This window comes from Nostoc sp. EspVER01, from assembly GCF_034530635.1.
GTDB lineage: Bacteria > Cyanobacteriota > Cyanobacteriia > Cyanobacteriales > Nostocaceae > Nostoc.
This window is the reverse complement of sequence record NZ_JAVRCS010000056.1, coordinates 16,892-32,553: the sequence shown is the minus strand read 5'-3', so window position 1 is coordinate 32,553 and position 15,662 is coordinate 16,892. Positions and strand designations below refer to the sequence as shown.

The 15,662-nt window shown below is 40.8% G+C and carries 12 protein-coding genes; 6 read left to right on the top strand and 6 right to left on the bottom strand.

Annotation, left to right across the window (positions count from 1 at the left end; genetic code table 11):
* Positions 1–818: 818 nt before the first annotated feature.
* Together RMX69_RS27665 and RMX69_RS27660 are read left to right on the top strand one after the other, a co-directional pair.
* Positions 819–1,880, top strand: coding sequence for a hypothetical protein (locus RMX69_RS27665; protein ID WP_322639330.1), 1,062 nt, complete (start codon positions 819–821; stop codon positions 1,878–1,880).
* A 63-nt stretch (positions 1,881–1,943) separates the two neighbouring features.
* Positions 1,944–2,336: a hypothetical protein gene (locus RMX69_RS27660; protein WP_289797536.1), complete on the top strand. Its 393-nt coding sequence runs from the start codon at positions 1,944–1,946 to the stop codon at positions 2,334–2,336.
* A 482-nt stretch (positions 2,337–2,818) separates the two neighbouring features.
* On the opposite strand, the gene RMX69_RS27655 is transcribed toward RMX69_RS27660, so the two are convergent.
* Together RMX69_RS27655 and RMX69_RS27650 are read right to left on the bottom strand one after the other, a co-directional pair.
* Entirely contained in the window at positions 2,819–6,763 is a 3,945-nt protein-coding gene (locus RMX69_RS27655) for a DUF2157 domain-containing protein (protein WP_322639329.1), read from the bottom strand.
* Positions 6,764–7,020: 257 nt separating this feature from the next.
* Positions 7,021–8,613 (bottom strand): glycosyltransferase family 39 protein, encoded by a 1,593-nt coding sequence (locus tag RMX69_RS27650; RefSeq protein ID WP_322639328.1) that lies wholly within the window; start codon positions 8,611–8,613, stop codon positions 7,021–7,023.
* A 348-nt stretch (positions 8,614–8,961) separates the two neighbouring features.
* Between RMX69_RS27650 and RMX69_RS27645 the strand changes: the two genes are divergently transcribed.
* Together RMX69_RS27645 and modA are read left to right on the top strand one after the other, a co-directional pair.
* Positions 8,962–9,930, top strand: a complete 969-nt coding sequence (locus RMX69_RS27645; RefSeq protein WP_289797539.1) for a TauD/TfdA dioxygenase family protein — start codon at positions 8,962–8,964, stop codon at positions 9,928–9,930.
* A gap of 163 nt (positions 9,931–10,093) precedes the next feature.
* Complete coding sequence (modA, locus tag RMX69_RS27640; protein WP_322639327.1) at positions 10,094–10,888, top strand: molybdate ABC transporter substrate-binding protein; 795 nt, start codon at positions 10,094–10,096, stop codon at positions 10,886–10,888.
* A 38-nt stretch (positions 10,889–10,926) separates the two neighbouring features.
* Here the strand turns inward: modA and RMX69_RS27635 are convergent, their stop codons facing one another.
* The 4 genes from RMX69_RS27635 to RMX69_RS27620 all read right to left on the bottom strand — a co-directional run bounded on the left by RMX69_RS27635 (position 10,927) and on the right by RMX69_RS27620 (position 13,204).
* Entirely contained in the window at positions 10,927–11,484 is a 558-nt protein-coding gene (locus RMX69_RS27635; RefSeq protein ID WP_289800019.1) for a peroxiredoxin, read from the bottom strand.
* Between the two features lie 57 nt (positions 11,485–11,541).
* Positions 11,542–11,784 (bottom strand): regulatory protein SipA, encoded by a 243-nt coding sequence (sipA, locus tag RMX69_RS27630; RefSeq protein ID WP_289797541.1) that lies wholly within the window; start codon positions 11,782–11,784, stop codon positions 11,542–11,544.
* Positions 11,785–12,096: 312 nt separating this feature from the next.
* Positions 12,097–12,615: a Coq4 family protein gene (locus RMX69_RS27625; protein ID WP_289797542.1), complete on the bottom strand. Its 519-nt coding sequence runs from the start codon at positions 12,613–12,615 to the stop codon at positions 12,097–12,099.
* Positions 12,616–12,685: 70 nt separating this feature from the next.
* On the bottom strand, positions 12,686–13,204 hold the full coding sequence (locus RMX69_RS27620; RefSeq protein WP_289800020.1) for a Spy/CpxP family protein refolding chaperone: 519 nt from the start codon (positions 13,202–13,204) through the stop codon (positions 12,686–12,688).
* Between the two features lie 364 nt (positions 13,205–13,568).
* Between RMX69_RS27620 and RMX69_RS27615 the strand changes: the two genes are divergently transcribed.
* Together RMX69_RS27615 and RMX69_RS27610 are read left to right on the top strand one after the other, a co-directional pair.
* Complete coding sequence (locus RMX69_RS27615; RefSeq protein ID WP_322639326.1) at positions 13,569–14,834, top strand: sensor histidine kinase; 1,266 nt, start codon at positions 13,569–13,571, stop codon at positions 14,832–14,834.
* The gene (locus RMX69_RS27610) at positions 14,834–15,496 is read left to right on the top strand and encodes a response regulator transcription factor (RefSeq protein ID WP_322639331.1); all 663 of its coding nucleotides are present in this window, start codon (positions 14,834–14,836) and stop codon (positions 15,494–15,496) included. Before RMX69_RS27615 ends, RMX69_RS27610 begins: the two co-directional genes overlap by 1 nt.
* Positions 15,497–15,662 lie beyond the last annotated feature (166 nt).

The following is a 15,662-nucleotide window of genomic DNA, read 5'->3' as shown; positions in this document are numbered from 1 at the left end:
AAAGAAAAATATTATCTGAGTAAATTGGATAATTTATTTTCTGGAAGTCCCTAAACGAAGTTAAAGCAGAAGTTGCTAACGCAAAAACGGAAGTTCTTACAGGGAAGACGGAAGTTGCTACAGAGTGCGCGAAATACCGAAATGTCAAGGCAGAAGTTCTTACAGGCTGCGCAAAACACTGAAACGTCAAGACGGAAGTTCTTGCAGGGAAGGCGGAAGTTCTTACAGGCTGCGCGAAACACCGAAACGTCAAGGCAGAAGTTCTTACAGGGAAGGCAGAAGTTGCTACAGACTGCGCAAAACACCGAAACGTCAACCCTGGAGCAATATTTTTTGATGTATTGTAGCGGTTCTTGGTTGAGTGAGGTACAAGAACCCCACCCCCAACCCCCTCCCCGCAAGCGAGGAGGAGGCTAAGATGTACCTTATGTAATTAGGAAATGCTATAGGAATTTGCAATAAATAATACCAATTCAATTAATGATTGCAATACATCCTTAAGTAAAAACGCGATTATCGTGTCTCTACAAATGGTCTATTTGTCGTATTGTTTTTTCAAATAGCGATCGCTTTGTGAGTCTATCCATCTCAGCAATAATGAAAGCTTTTCTCAATAATTTCTCGAAAACCTAAATACTTTCTCTTTCAAGGGAGCTAAAAGAAGCCGTGAAAGGATTCTCGTGTTTGAAATTGGTTTCATGGGAGGCATCTAGTTTATAAAAAACCTCTAACGCCATCGCAAAATTCCGAAATTGACTAATTCGAGAGTGGAGAAGGAAACAACAGCGATTTTCTCAATAGTGCGAGGGTAAGTAAAAATGTTCAAAATAAAATCTTTAATCAGTGTTGTTATTCCGATTACTGTTTTGTTAGGAAGTTGCGGAGCTAATTTTAAGTCTGTAGAAGACTTTAGCAAGAGCCAAAAAATAGTTCAACGAGCTTCTAATGATTTTGCTGAAGATATTTATCAATCTTGTTTACGACGTACTAGATATATCAAATTAGTTCCCGATAATGGAATTCCTTATCGCAATGATCGGCGAGAGAGTTGTGAGACAACTGAACGAGTTGATTCTGATAATTTCAAAACAGGAGTCAGTATTTTAATTGACTATATGGATGCTCTAGGTGCTATAGCACGTGGAAAAAGTTTATCTTTAGATAAATCAATAGATGACTTAGGTGAAAGTCTTAAAAATTTATCTATTAACAGCAATAAACTAGATTCTGATGCAGTGGATGGAGGCAGTCAAATTCTTAAAGTCTTATTTGATTTAGCGACTAAAAAAATTCGAGAGGATGCTCTGCAAAAAGCGATTGTTTGTACTAATGAACCTATTCATAAATATATTACTGGTAATTTGGTTCCCGCAAGTGATGAGAATGGAGTTGATCTTTATAAACCTGCTAAAGGAGGCTTAATATTTCTTGTAAACAACAACTACCTTAGTAAAAAAGGAACTTTAGGTATAGAAGCAGACGCAATTGATACTTACTATAAATCCTACTTTCTTACTTTAAATGAGCTAGGCAAAGATCAAATCAATCCAAGTAATTATCAACAAGTTTTTGACAGAATTACAGTAGGTGAGAAATTAACAGAAGATTATAATGAAGCCATGAAAATAGTGACTGAAAAAGAACAAGCAGCTAGGGCTTACAATCAAATTCTTGTGAGTACAGTTAAAACTCATAATCGACTAAGCAAAGAATTTGCAGAAGGGCTAAAATCCAAAGACATTAATCAATTATGTCAGTTTAATGCTAAAGTTTCATTCAAAAAAATTGATGATAAAAAAATGAAACGTATTCAAAGAATACTAAATGAATATGTCATCTCAGTCAAACCTCTAGTAGAGGAAGTTGATCGCGCTTTTTAACTAGATTTTATCTAAAATTTTCCCATTACCAATTCATGATTAAAAAAAGGAGAGTTATTATTTATGTCCTTAATAGATAAAATGAATGAATTAAGGGCCACTCTTGAAAAAAGAGCAGCAGAGCTTTTCAAGGCTAAAAAAATTAGTCAGAGTGACTTGGAATCAATTAATAATGACTGCCAAAAATTTGTGGATTTTGCTGCCAAGCTCAATAGCATAGAATTAAATAAAGTTTTAACTGATATAAATGAACCAGCCCAAAAAATAATTGAGGCTACTAATTCTCTTGATCAAGCGGCTGCAAAAATTCAAGAATTTCAGAATTTTTTTGATATTTTAAGTCCACTAATCAGATTAGGAGAAGCTGTTTCAAATGCCATTGTAAGCGGCGGTGTAGCTGCAATTGGCAATCTAGTTAGAGAACTTAGAGATGTTGGCAATCGGCTTAATACCTAATACCATTTCTTTATGAAGCAGCAGCAAATTTTCTCTTTGTGTCCAACTCTTACGAGACGCTGCGCGTAGCTTGCTTATCCGTAGGAGTATGCGCCCTTGGTGCTTTGTTTCTAAGGGACTTCCAAATAAAAAAATATCCAATTAACTTCTCTGAGTTTTCACGTCATGTGGAAAAGCCAACGGAAAACCTAACCCCCTAGCCCCCTTCCCTACAAGGGAAGGGGGAGAAATCAAAGCCTCTCTCCTTGTAGGGGAGAGGTTTGGAGAGGGGTTTTCCAGATCCCGTGAAAAGTCAGATTAACTTCTGTGGGGTGGGCGACACGAGAACCCAGTTTATATGGCGCTCATGTTGCCCACCCCACAATATTGGATAATTTATTTCTTAGAGTTCCCTAATATACTTTGGTGCATCTTCATACAGAATTGATATAAGTAGTTAGATAGTGCGATCGCCTGTCTAATTAGTTTAATCTTTCGCTTACCTATTCCCATGATTGAAATTCATCAATGGCGCTACGAATTAAGGAAGTTATTTGAGCGCGACGGGTTTCAAAATTAGCGGCGATGTAAATCAATAAAATGCCAACTAGCAAGCCAACAACCCATTTTAAAAACGAGTACTGCAAGCTGAAAATTACCGATTGATAGATTGTCGTAATTAAAAAAGTGGCTGTACCAATGTAGAGAAAAGCTCGTACTCGCAAAGCTAATCCGGCAAAAATGGCGATGAGACTCAAAATCCCTGGTATCCAAGCTGCGTTTTGATGAAATAAAATTGCCCATCCACAAATTAAACCACTACCTAGCACTCTCAGAATATGACGAGATGTTTTGTACTGTGGTAACTTCAGTTGGGTATCTACTTGAGCAATATAAAGCAGTGAGAACCCAATTGGTGTTACATACCACAAAGTATCAGTTAGGCGTAAGGAATCAAACCAGCGATAAAGTGCCCAATCAATCAACGCCACACTAATATAAGTGAAACGGATATTTTCACCCACTTTTGCTAAAAAGATGTAAAACCCAGCTGCGAGTACTAAGGTAATGGGGTAAGTTTGCAGTCTGGTTTCCCATAAAATTATCAGTGGTGTGATGTATGCAGCTTGTTGCCAAGGTCTTTTAGACCAACCCCAACTTTCCCAAGGTAGAATGTACAAAAAGTAGGCTACCACACAAGCGATCGCACCATTCCAAGGAACTAATGGCCCAGCCCAAAATCGCCCTACTGCTGTCTCTCGCCAATAAATTCTCATGCCGGCTACCTCTAATAAGCCAAGGTAAACCCACATCTCGGCGATTGTAATTCTTCCCAAGATGCTGGGGGAAGTGCGTAAATTGCGTCCCTGAAAGATGGCGTAGCGAATCAAAAATACTCCAGTTCCCAATCCCACCAAACGGTTAACTGCAATGGGAAGAGGAATAGCAGCCATTAATAAACAGCTACTCCAAACCCAGTGAATATGGGCAATTCTTTTCAATTCTTGAGGAGTTAGGTGTAAGTAGCTGACAAGCCTTGGCGACAAAATGCGGTAAGCATACATGATACTCGCGCCAAGGGTAGACATGGCAATCAATCCATCACCTAATGCTCCTCCTGAAGCTTGTGACATTTGATAGAACAAAAGTTCATAAGCAGAAATTGATACGCCAATAATTCCTAAATACAGCAAGGGTTTTAAGCTCTCGTGCCGTCGCCCTACGCCAATAATAATTAAAGCTACACCCAAGGAATACAAACCTGTCCACTCGGTGAAGGTGTTCAAACGCAGCAACACACTGAATGCACCATAAATTAATGGCAAAATATGAAGACTGCTAGGCAACCTTTCTAATTGATGTCGTCGCCGCCACCACTCGCCGACAAGTTGAGTAATTAAACCCAAGGCGATGTTTGCGAACGCAATTCTCACAATTGAATGTTCTCCCAACCCTAACACCTGAGCAATCAACAATTCTAAACACCAACCGATACTATAAAATGCCCAATTTGTTGGTTCGCGCCAACTGCGATAAACAATGGCTGCCAAGGTGATTACAGTGGCAATTAAGAACAAAAATCCTGAAGTCGTAAACCCTTGGTAAATCAGCACTGAGTGCAGCGTCAAACTTAATAATTCAACACTACACAAAGCGATCGCCCATTTATCGCTGGCGGCTGCATAGATAACTGCTAATTCGTTACCGCGTCGATTTAAAACAGTGGTCACTGAGCGGCGCCGAAGTGTCCGCGCTAACCATAGACTGAGAGTTGCGATCGCTCCTACAACAAACCAACCTGCTGCCGCTAGGCGAGGCAAACCAGGCACACCTGTCCACAGCAGCGCCCCAATGAAACTTAAAACAAATCCTTCTGTAATTACCGCAGATACTTGGTTTCGCAAATAGCGCGTATTTGCAAACATCAATCCAGCACCTACAGCTAAACCAATTAATCTGATTCCTGGTAGTTGTAAAGTTAGTAGCTGGGCAATTATCACAGCTAAGACACTCAAGTAACGGCTAGTAATCCGCCGCTCTATAATTGCGGCATTGGCAACACCTGTGAGAGCTAAAGGCGTAACTAGCCATAAAACTCCCCAATCAGATCGGTTATCAGTAATGCCATACCAAGATGATTCTGCATTCATCCACAAGAGGAAAAAACTCGCTGCGGCTAATCCTAAACCGATATCCCATGCGCTACGTTGCCATAGTCCTTCCTGCAAGCTAAATCGCCATTCTGCAACCATGAGAGCCAATAAAATACTTGCCCAAACTTGTTGACTCAGGCTGGGGAATAACCAATTAATGGTAAAGCAAAACGTCAGCATCCCCATGATGTGAGTTAGGTATACCAGGGGAAGAGATGAGGGGGAGCGGCGTTGAGTAACGAATGCCAGAGTGGCGGTAGAAAGTAGCAGATTTAGCGATCGCAATGGGGGATTTACGATAGCGATCGTTGTTAAAACAGTTCCAAATAACAGGGTGAGCAGTTCGCCAAATTTAGCTAATTCTCGCTTTTGGCGGCGATACAAATTATCTGTAAGCGCCACCATCAAAATTACGTAGGGAAATAAAGCTATACCAAGTAGCGCCCAAGGTTGATTTTGAGAATTGGTGAGTTGAGTACTAGTTGCGATCGCTAATTTCTGTAAGTTATCGGGTACTAATCGCCAACCCAGCAAAATCGTCTCTAAGCCGATGACGAAAACCCCTGCAAAGTCTCGCTTTAAACTGTACCGCCACAAGCGACTCCCCACAAACCACAAACCCAAACCACTGACAGCTATTGCTTGCCAAGGATAATTTACTACCGATACCACCCAACCCAGGAAGAGTAAAATTGCGCCGAGTCTTTCCCAGAGTAAGAGGGATGGGGGAGATGATGGGAATATTAATGTTACTTCCCCTGCCCCCCTGCTCCCCGCTCCCCTACCTCCCTGCTGTGCTAACCAAGTCATCAACCACCCGCAAATGCCAATAGCTAACCCCAACGGTGCGATATCTACCTTGGTAACAAAAATCGCCCGCACCAACAATATTATTAAAGAATAAATAATTACAGCGGCAGGTAAACTAATACTTAGCTTACGGCGATCATCGCTGACAGTATGAGGCTGTTGGAAAAGATTGTGATAAACAGTAATGATAGTTGTGGCGATCGTTGCCAGATAAACAGCAATTAAAGGAAATCCTTTTAACTGCCAACCCCAATGCAAATAACTCAGCCCTAGAATATTTACCAGAGGTAATTTGCCAGGATGTAAATTGGTAAAAATAGTCCGATTTTTGGAGAGTAAAACAGTTATAGCAGTCAGGGTAGGACAGGCGATCGCAACTACAATCCAATCCACAGGATTTTGCCACAATTTAAAGCTATCCATTGCCCAAAAATTCACTGGAACCAACAAAAGAGTGGCAATCAGCAATGTCTGAGCCGTCAATCTGAGGTTATTTTGCCTAGTCGCCCAAAAGCTTAATCCCCAAAAACTCAAAGTATAAGCAAATAAAACCCCGTACTGTCCAGCAGCGGGAAACCTTGCCCATTGACTAGCAGCCAGTACCCCAGAAGATACGACTACCAGGAAAACCCCTAGAAAAAGTAGCCAACGGACACTCAGTTCTGCCCCCAAGGACTGCAACATTGTGCCGATGAAGTTGGGTTTAGCTGGTTTTTGTTGTAGTTGTTTACCGCTACTAGATTGTAAAGCTGCGATGGGCAACTGCTGCACGGGGTCGGAAGTTGCAAATACTACCTTTGTTTGAGCTTCAGCTTGAGGTTGCAACACCACCGCACACACCAGAAACTCTCGGCATAACTGCCTGACTTGGGCATCAGATATTAGACCTAAACGCAGCCATATATCCAGTCCTTCTAATAACTGAGGATGGGAAGATGGTAGTCTGATTTCAATTTTTAGCGGGCGCTCAAGGGGCGATGACATAAGCGGCAGCAGTACAAGTATATACTTAAATTATTTGTTTAATTAAAGTATATTTTTGCTCTCACTGTGTAACTTATAAGGCTAATTGATATTAATTTTTAACCCAATACAGTTCAGATAAACCCAAAACCCTGATGTAGAGACGCGATTTATCATGTATTGATTTTTGACCTACAAGCGATATTCAAATGCCAACTGTCTGCTTTGAGTTTCCAGCTTGCAGTCTCCCAACCCCTAGATATGCCCGTGTACTTAGTTTAATTAGATTTTGTTATTTTCCAGAGAAAGTCTTCTACCTGCTGTAACTTTGAGTTATAAACTTTTTCAACTCCAGCTTTTAAGAAATCAGACGGCTCGAACAAGAACAAAAATATGTCGCTAAAGCCATTAGTAATCTCTGGCAACTGATTTTTTCCTACAATTTGAAATTTCGCTTTTGGATCGATTAAGTTACTAAGTACTTGTAGCGGTGGAATAATATTATCCTCATCACTAATTAAAAGCGGTTTCTTTCCTTGATTAACAATATTAGCGATTTTCGGATATTCTTGGTATTTATCAGGGAATTGGTTCCACCAAATCTGCGCTTGAGAGTGAACCATGCAAGATACAACTTCGCCCATAATCACCATAAACGCTACAAGCGACCAAAACTTTTTTTGCCAAGCTTTAGTAGAAATAGACGCGATCTTAGTTGTAAATAGGTAAGCCACAGCTAACTGTATACCTAAAACTGAAGGAAGTGTATATCGACTAGTCGCAAATCGTTTTTGAAATACGAAATCTGTTATCAGTAAAGGAACCCCTAAAGATCCAATCAAGGTTAAGACAAATAACCAAACTTTTTTAGAGGTTCTTCGACACACAACATAAATTGAGTAACTGATTAAAGCTAAAATAATTAAAATAAAAGGAATTAAGATAAACTTCAGTTTTTCAGGATCGTTAGGACTAGTACCTAAATCAAGAAAAGCACGACTAAAGATGCCAGCCCACCTTGTAGCTGACATAAATAATGTTTGTTTAGTATTCGCCCAAGTGACTGCTTCTGGCTGAGGATTGGTAATAATAATCCAAATCCAAGGTACAAAACTTATAAACCCCGTAAGCAATGATAGCAGATAGTAAATCGATGTTTTACTCAATCGAAAGCGTTCGATTGTAATTACATAAATTCCCTGTGCAAAAGCAACCAAGGTAAAAAATAGATGAGTATAAAACCCTATTGATAATGTTGCTACATAAATGCACCAACTAACTTTTGTTTGAAGGCGTATGGCTCGCAGCAGTGCTACGCTCGACATTAAGATGGCTACTATCCCTAAACTGTACGATCGCGCTTCTTGTGCATACACGATATGAATAGGTGAAATGGCTACTAACCCGATGGCTATCCACCCAACTAGTGAAGACTCAAATAATTCTTGACATAGCCAATAAAGACAAGGAAAGGTAAGCAGACTAATAAATGCCGAAAAACTTCTGATCGCTGCTATATAATTGCCAAAGCACTCTACCCAAAACCTGGTCATCAAGATATATAGCGGCAATATCTGTGAGTCTTCTAAAATAAGCCCTTTAATTGTATCAATTACATTTTTTTCAGGATTAGGATACTGGTATTTATGTAAATCTTCTATGCCAATCAAACGACCATTACTTAATTGCGTTTTTATTTCCAACAACTGATAGCCAGATATGCGTAATGATGACAAAACTTCATCACCCCAATAAATTTTTTTGTCAATATTGACGAAACGAAAAAATACACCTATTACTAATAGGATGATAATTAAAAAGCGTAACCAATATTTAGAAATAGTCCATTTCTGTGATAATTGCTTTTTCATATAGTTTTTAATCTCCTCAGAAAATATTATTATAAATACGTCTGTGAGTAGCAAAGAATATGGTTGCCCCACAGTATCCGGCATCCGTAGCTTGCTTGTCACCTCTGTTAAGAAGCTTCTTAATCTGTGTTGCGAATTTTAATTTGCCCTTGCCTGGACTAAATCGACCTTGTTCCAGCAGTCTAAAATCTGGTGAGCGCATACTACGGTAAATCGATTGATTTATAGTATGATGTTTGAAATTGCGATCGCTTCCTTTGGTATGTAGCCATTAAGCGCAAGCAACATATCTAAAGTAAACGGACGAATGCGAACACCGCCCGATCGATCAAACTATGGAGAATTGAGATGAGCAACAAACACATTGAAGTCAAACAGGTAGCAGGTTTCATCGGTGCCGAAATCAGCGGCGTAGATTTGTCGCGTCCTTTGCACGATGATGCAGTCAAAGAAATTCGTCAAGCGCTATTGAAGTGGAAAGTCGTGTTCTTTCGCGGTCAAAACATCGATCATGCGGCGCAGATTGCCTTCACGGCTCGTTTCGGCGAAGTGACTTACGCACATCCCCACGAAGATGAGCCGATTGCAGGTTTCTCAGAAATCCTGCCCATTGACCGTAGCCGTTACGAGCGGCGCAATGGTCTACGCCGTTCCAGCTACGAGAGCCGTTGGCACACCGATGTCACAGCAGTTGTCAACCCACCTGCGGCGTCAATTTTACGTGCGGTTAATGTCCCTAGTTTCGGTGGTGACACACAATGGACAAATTTAGTTGCAGCTTATGAGGGTCTATCAGCACCCCTGCGGGCGTTGGCAGACACATTAAAAGCCGAACATCGCTTCAATGCGCGTTTGAATTTCCCCAGCAACAGCAAGATTGCCCAGCGTATCGCAGCCAATCCCCTGGTTTCAATCCACCCAGTAGTAAGGGTTCATCCTGAGACTGGTGAACGCGCATTGTACGTCAACCCTGGCTTCACCTCGCACATTCTTGACGTATCACGACAAGAGAGCGATCTGCTGCTTGAGTTATTCTTCAACCAGATTACCAAGCCCGCCTACACCACCCGCTTCCGCTGGAATAACGGTGACATTGCCTTCTGGGACAACCGCGCCACCTCCCATTTGGCCCCTCAAGACTTGGATCATCTGGAAGTCGAGCGCGTCCTCTATCGCACCACCATCACGGGCGATGTTCCAGTTGGGCCCGATGGTTTCCGATCGCAAGTGGTTGAAGGTGAGGCGTTCAATAGCGAACTACCAACTGTATTGAAGAACAAAACTGAGAAGCAAGAAGCAGTAGCAGCGCTTTCATAAGCTACAGAGTGGTAGACAAGGGCTGCGCTGTTCGTAGCCCAGTTTACCTACTGAAATTTTTTTAGGCAGTTTTTTACCGATATAGTTGGTTATAAGTTGGTATCTTTGGTACTATTTTACCTAGCATCAATTTTATGGAAGAAACCCTTCAAACGCCTTTTCTATGAAAAGAAGACAAATTTTTGGCTTCCTGGGTATAGCGATCGCCAGCTTGCTGCTAGCAATTGGTTTACCGTTGGTTCCTCCTTCTCCTGTAATAGCACAGTCGAACACCAGCATACTCGTGTCCGCAGCCGCCAGCTTAAAAGAGGCACTAGAAGAAATTAAGCCTTTATACCAACAAAGTAAATCAAATATCAATATTAATTATAATTTTGGAGCCTCTGGTGCATTGCAGCAACAGATTGAGCAAGGTGCGCCAGCGGATATCTTTATTTCTGCTGGTAAAAAACAAGTGGATGCTTTGGAACAAAAAGGACTATTGCTATCAGGTAGCCGTACTAACCTGGCAAATAACCGTCTAGTCTTGATTGTGGCTCAGGATGTTGTTGGCATCAATAGCTTCTACAATTTAACAGATAGTAAGATTAAAAAAATTGCGATCGGTGAACCCAGAAGCGTACCCGCCGGTCAATATGGCGAGCAAGTCTTGAAGAAATTGAAACTTTACGATCGCCTCAAGTCAAAATTGGTCTTTGCTAACAATGTGCGTCAAGTTTTAGCAGCAGTAGAAAGTGGTAACGCCGAAGCAGGTTTAGTTTATGCCACTGATGCCAAAATTTCCAACAAGGTAAAAGTCGCAGTTGCCGCTGATGATAAATTTCACTCGCCGATTGTCTATCCGCTAGCAATAATTAAAAGCAGTAAAAATACTTCTGCTGCCAAAGAATTTGTCCAGTTTCTATCTGGCAGTGAAGCCAAAACTGTACTCAAAAAATATGGGTTTATTGTGCGTTAAAACAAGGGGCTTACGCCCCTTATCTGATTAATTGAAGTTTAAGAAGTTCTGGACTGTAATTTTTCTAGTCGTGCCAGCACTTCTGAACTGTGAATAGTTGGGTTTACTTTGACAAAAGTCTCGCGCAAGACGCCTTGAGGATCGATGATGAAACTGTGGCGCATAGATAAAAAGCCGAGCCACGAACCGTAAGCTTTACTCACTGAACCATCAGTGTCAGCCAACAGCGGGAATTTTAGTCCCTCTGAATCACAAAATTTGGCGTGAGAATCAATGTCATCGGCACTAACACCAATAATTTGAGTATTTTTTTCAAGGTATTGGGGTAAGTCTTGCTGAAAACGACGAGCCTCTATAGTACAACCAGACGTGAAGTCTTTAGGATAAAAGTACAGGACTAGCCATTTACCGCGCAAGTCAGAGAGGGAAATTTTGCCATCACCTGTGTTAGTTGGCAAAGTAAACTCTGGTGCGGGTTGATTAATTGCCGGAAGTGTACCACCCATAGCATTAGCAGTAGGGGTAAAATTCAGCCAGCTGATGACAGAAATACAGCTGGCAAATAATATGCTTAAAAAAGTGCGGCGGGAAATCATGGTGTAAACCAGAATCACAACTTTACACAAGTTTACAATTCTTGGTTGCGAGAAATCTTATTCTAAGTGAGATTCGGCAGGGGTATCTGTGCTTTCGATATATTGACTATCTAGGAGAAAGACCCCCCTAGCAAAGCGAATCCCCCAATATCCACCGGGTCTGCGGTCAATGACTATACCTTCTTCACCAATGTGAATTACATTGGGAGGGCGCAACATGGGCATAGGTTCAGCAGTTTTGACGTAGGCTGGTAGCGCCACAACACGGACTTTACTACCAATTGCGAATTCTTTCGACATGTTAATCAAGCTAGGAGTTTTGATTAACTCATAACTCAAAACGATCTTGAAAGTCTACTAAATTGAACTCAGAACTCAGCACGGGCTAAACCCTAGCTATCCGCTAACAGCACTCAAAATAGGGAAAGGGAAAGGGGATGAAGTTTTTCCCCTTTCCGCATCTTCTGCAAGAAGTCTGTTAATTTTTAACTATAGAAAACGGGGTTGCATATTTGCGGGATGATTTTACTATTTTTGTGGGATGGGCATCTTGCCCGTCTCTTCTATTTACGGGCGGGCAGGATGCGCAACCCACAAGAATCATCCCTTAATTCAGCAACGCCTAGAAAACAATGCCTGAACATCAGTCAAGGGTAAGTGCCAAAGTAACTCTGGTTGCCAAGTATCTGGGTCAAAGTGAGAGTGACAACCGCGTTGGTATGCTTGCCAAAGTCTGTCCCAGGTAAATTGTTGTCGAGAATTTAAGTTTTTATGGATGACTCGCAACAGTCCTAGTCCCAGCATCAAGTTAGTTATGCTAAATTTTGTTCCTAATAAAAATGCCTGTACTTCTGCTTCACCAATGAAGTCTGTGCCATAGCCTGTGAGAACGTGAACCCCGTCATGGAGTTGTTTACGGCGGCTACCTGTAGTAAAGGGTTTTAAATTGTGTTCATTGAGGAAGTCTGCCCAAGTTCTGCCAAAAGTGCCAGTAGGGAGGAAACGCAATTTCTCTATTTCCACAATTTGGGGAACATCTCGCCCCTGCGCTTGTGCGATGCGATCGAGTACATCTAAAACCTGTTGCAGACGAGGAGCGGAATTTGGGGAAGCCGCAAAGGGTTGCATCATAATCTATCTATTTTGGGATTGAGATGGGCGAGTACTGCCCACCCCAGAATTATTATTTTTTGAAAGATGATTATTGAGGATTGCCTTGTTGACGGCGTGATGGAGCATTTTGACGAAATTGCTCCAATTTTTGACGCTGTTCCGGGGTTAAGACTGCTTGAATCTGTTGTTTCTCAGACTCGCGGATTTGCCGCATTTGGGTTTTTTGGGCTTCAGTTAGATTTAAGTCACCAAAACCACCCTTTCCTCGACGTTGGCCGGGTTGGCGTTGACCTTGACCTGTTTGCCCTTGAGCCTTACGCGCTTGCCACTCAGCCCGACGTGCTTGTTTTGCTGCCTCTAATTTTGCTTTTTGTTCTGGGGTCAAAACTGCTTCAAATTTGGCGCGGCTATCGCGGCGAATCGTCTGAATTTGGGCTTTTTGGGTATCTGTTAGACCCAACTCTTTCCACGGGCCTCTTTCTTTTTGTGGAGTTTGTGCAAGTAACAGGGGTGAAGGAGAGGCTGTTTGAGCGTGAACAGCAAAGGAGGTTGCGGTTAAAGTGAGAGCGATGGCGGAAGCAACTAGCGATAATGCTTTGAGTTTCATTACTTTTCTTGTGGGTTTTTCCTGGTTGGATGCCACCATCATAAGAACTTATCTTCAGCTGTTACATGAGGAGAAAGTCATGGTTATACCCATGACTTTAGTCATGATTGACAATAGATAGTTAAAAGTTAGAAGTTAGAAGTTAGGAGTTAGGAGTTAGGAGTTATAAATTATGAAAATTTTGATTATGATGATTTTATAAGTCATTAGTTAGCTGATTAACTAACTGTTTTGTTCTTTGAATTTACTTTTGATTTTTTACTCAGTGAAAATTGTAAGCAGTGAAATATCTGCTAAATTTTTAATTCATAACTCATAACTCACAACTCACAACTCATAACTCATAACTGGAGCAACGCGACTCATGAGTCGTCCAATTGAAATTAAGAAACATCCTTTTCCGTCTCTGCTTTATCTGGAGTGGACATTACTGGCGATCACCGCATTGACAGCTGTTATACCACCTCCGTTACGGCGTTTTCGTCCCAAGCGTCTAGAACTATCAATTTGTGGTGCATTTCCAGACTTGTCGGTTTGTAGCATATTGCCAGAACTGTCAATTTATAGTCTGATTATTTTTGCGGCAATGGGCTTAAGATTACCCAGGAAGAGCCAGACGAGTAAGGTAATATATACAGCTATTGAAATTTTATTGATTTTAATAATTGGGCTTTTTGGGGAAAGATTTGCTCGACTTTTTCCTTTTCTCTATATAATTTTAGTGACTCGCAGTTGTCTAATTTTTCAGTTAAAGGGGCGTTTATTCGTTACAGCTTTGTCATTTGCCTTATTTTTAGTTACGACACAACTAAAATATCAGTTATTCAATTTTCAAGCATCGCCACAGGCACAAGAGCGATATCGATTTTTAATTTTGAATTCGTCGCTAGTCTTTGGCTTAAGTTTAGTTTTTGTGTTGTTGATGATGAATGCAGTTTTGTCTGAACGGCAAAGTCGAGAAAAGCTAGCTCTTGCTAACGACAAACTCCGTCAATATGCCATGCAAATTGAAAATCAAGCTACTTTAGAAGAACGTAACCGCATTGCTCGTGAAATTCATGATTCATTAGGACACTCTCTGACTGCTTTAAATTTGCAATTAGAAACTGCTTTAAAACTATGGCAATCTAATCCAGGTAAGGCTGAAACATTTCTCGCAACTGCAAAGGAATTAGGTTCAAAAGCGCTAAAAGATGTTCGTCAATCTGTTTCTACTATGCGTTCTAATCCATTACAAGAACAATCTTTAGAAGATGCGATCGCTAGTCTTTCAGAAAATTTTCATCGCTTTAATGGGATATTACCAATTTATCAAATCAACCTGGATTATTCTCTACCACCTGAAATAAATACTGCTATTTACCGGATTACTCAAGAATCTTTAACTAATATATCTAAATATGCCTATGCCACAGAGGTGAAATTGGAACTGACTACGACTAAAGGCAATTTGCGATTGATAATTCAGGATAATGGTAAAGGTTTTGATGTCGGGCAAAATACTACTGGTTTTGGACTTCATAGTATGCGCGATCGCACTTTAGCACTTGGGGGTAAGTTTAATATTAATAGCGCTCTTGGCTCTGGTTGCAAAATTACAGTTAATATTCCATTAACATGGTTAACATAATGATTAAAGTATTGCTGGTAGATGACCAAAGTTTAATTCGTCAAGGATTAAGAGCATTATTGGAGCTAGAACCAGATTTAGAAATAGTTGGAGAAGCAGAAAACGGCGAACAAGCAATTAATTTTGTTGCAGAATTTCAGCCAGATGTAATTTTACTAGATATCAGAATGCCGATTATGGATGGAGTTGCAGCCACAAAGGAGATTCAAAAACGTTTTGCCAAAACTAAAATTTTAGTATTAACCACTTTTGATGATGATGAATATGTGTCAGCAGCTTTAAAGAATGGGGCTATGGGTTATTTATTGAAAGATACACCATCAGAAGAATTAGCTGTTGCTATTCGTGCCGTTCATAAAGGATATACGCAATTAGGCCCAGGTATAGTTAAAAAGCTGTTGACTCAATTTTCTCCTGTTGCACCAACTCATTCACCGCCTGTACCATCTAGTTTAGCTGAACTTACTCCTAGAGAAAAAGAGGTTTTGCGGTTAATTGCCACAGGCGCTAGTAACCGAGAAATTGCTCACGGACTCTACATTTCTGAGGGGACAGTAAAAAATCATGTAACAAATATTTTAAACAGATTAAATTTGCGCGATCGCACTCAAGCTGCGATTTGGGCAAATACATATTTATCCTATTTGAATGAGCCAAGTTAAATAATTCGTAATTCGTAATTTTAAGCTCTATAGCAGTCCTAAATCAGTCGTGAACAATAAGATCCCCGACTTGCTTTGAGAAGTCGGGGGTCTAAGTCTCTCGATTTTCACAACTCATTTAGGATTGCTATATAGCAATTCTACTTTAGTGTTGAGAATTACAACC